Source organism: Mesorhizobium sp. M1A.F.Ca.IN.020.06.1.1 (genome assembly GCF_004023265.1).
Taxonomy (GTDB): Bacteria; Pseudomonadota; Alphaproteobacteria; order Rhizobiales; family Rhizobiaceae; genus Mesorhizobium.
On the sequence record NZ_RZSR01001130.1, the window covers coordinates 1 to 1707 of the forward strand.

Here is a 1707-nt window from a genome sequence, read left to right on the forward strand (position 1 = left end):
CCAGCGCAGCGGCCGCCTGGATCGTCAAGGCCGCGGCCAACGCCGCGAAGGAAAGCCTGGGCCAGCGCACGTCAGTCCTCGAAGCGCGGCGCGATTTGGTCGAGCAGCGCGTTGGCCGCGGCGACCGCCGCGCGCGGATCGAGTCCGTCGGCGAAGACGGCGCTGGAGAGCGCCACGAACTCGGCGCCGGTGGCCGCTACCGTTTCCACCGACGCAAGCTCGGAGCCGGCCATCACGATGCAAGGAATCTGGATCATCTGCGCCCACCATTCACCGAGAGCGAGATTGCGGTGGTGCGGCTCGGGCTTGTTGTCATAGCCGAAGCGGCCGAAGAACATGTAGTCGGGCCGCTCCTCGCCGAGCTCCAGCGCCTCATCGCGGGTCTTGGCGCCGCCCGCCCCGACCATCATCCTGTCGGCCAAGCGCTCGATCGTCTCGGCCAGTTCCTGGCGGTTTGCCTCGACATGGATGCCGTCGGCATGGACGCGGCCGGCGATGCGGCTGTCGCCGGCGACGATGACGGCGACGCCGGCGGCCTGCGCGATCGGCACGATCTTCTCGGCGAAGGCCTGGAAGGCGGCGTCATCCATGCCGTTTTCGGGCAGGATCAGCGAGGCGACGTCGCCGCCGTCGAAGGCGGTGCAGATGTGCTCGGGAGTCACAAGCGGCGGCGCGATCAGCACGATTCGGCAGCGATTGGGCGGGGTTGCTTCATTCATCGGTCTTCGATCCCGGTTTTCGCCTATGCCGGGCGAACATGGTGGCATTGCGGCATAGAGCAAAGCGTCCGGCTTGAACAGGAGGCGGGCGAAGGTCGCCGCTGAAAAGCGTCGCGGCAGCAGCGGCTTGCGCAATCTTCAAGGACTGACAGACGGCCTGTTGAAGCTGCTGATGGACGCTAACGAAACGACCGCTAGGTTAGCAAGCGAAAGCACGGGAAGAGCATGGCGCAAAATATCTACGACAAGGCCGATTTCTTCGAAGGCTACAGCCGTCTGCATCGTTCGGTGGAAGGGTTGGACGGCGCGCCCGAGTGGCCGGTTCTGCGCGCCATGCTGCCGAAGGTGGGTGGTCTAAGCATCGTCGATCTCGGTTGCGGCTTCGGCTGGTTCTGCCGCTGGGCGCGGGCGCAGGGAGCCAAGCAGGTTCTGGGCCTCGACCTGTCGGAAAGGATGCTCGCCCGAGCACGCGCCGCCGGCTCCGACGAAGCCATAGCCTATGAGCGCGTCGACCTCGACGAGCTGAGCCTGCCGAAGGCGCGCTTCGACCTCGCCTATAGCTCGCTTGCCCTGCATTATGTCAGCGATGCCGCGCGGCTGTTCGCGACGGTTTACCAGGCCCTGGTCCCTGGCGGGTTCTTCGTCTTCTCGACGGAGCATCCGATCTTCATGGCTCCAAGCAATCCGGGCTGGTCCGTGGACGCCGCAGGAAGGAACGTCTGGCCCGTCGATCAGTATCTGGTGGAAGGGCCGCGCACGACCGACTGGTTCTCCGAGGGCGTGGTGAAGCACCACCGCACACTCGGCACCACGCTCAACAACCTGATCCAGGCCGGGTTCACCATCGGCAGCGTGGAGGAATTCTGTCCAACTGAAGGGCAGATCGCCGCCAGGCCTGAACTGGCCAAAGAGGTCGAGCGGCCGATGTTTCTTCTGGTTCAGGCGCGGCGATGAGAGGTCGCCGGCATCGCCGGCGCGGGTGCGTCAA

Annotated in this window: 2 protein-coding genes; one reads left to right on the forward strand and one right to left on the reverse strand. The window is 65.7% G+C overall.

Annotated elements, in window-relative coordinates:
- Positions 1 to 71 precede the first annotated feature (71 nt).
- Positions 72 to 719: a thiamine phosphate synthase gene (locus tag EOA60_RS31715; protein WP_095824195.1), complete on the reverse strand. Its 648-nt coding sequence runs from the start codon at positions 717 to 719 to the stop codon at positions 72 to 74.
- Between the two features lie 225 nt (positions 720 to 944).
- On the opposite strand from EOA60_RS31715, the gene EOA60_RS31720 reads away from it, so the two are divergent.
- Entirely contained in the window at positions 945 to 1673 is a 729-nt protein-coding gene (locus EOA60_RS31720; protein ID WP_127335298.1) for a class I SAM-dependent methyltransferase, read from the forward strand.
- The last annotated feature ends 34 nt before the right edge of the window (positions 1674 to 1707 follow it).

Excerpts from the sequence above, each read along its gene's own strand:
- EOA60_RS31715 (WP_095824195.1), bottom strand. The coding sequence starts at position 719 with ATGAATGAAGCAACCCCGCCCAATCGCTGCCGAATCGTGCTGATCGCG.
- EOA60_RS31720 (WP_127335298.1), top strand. The coding sequence starts at position 945 with ATGGCGCAAAATATCTACGACAAGGCCGATTTCTTCGAAGGCTACAGC.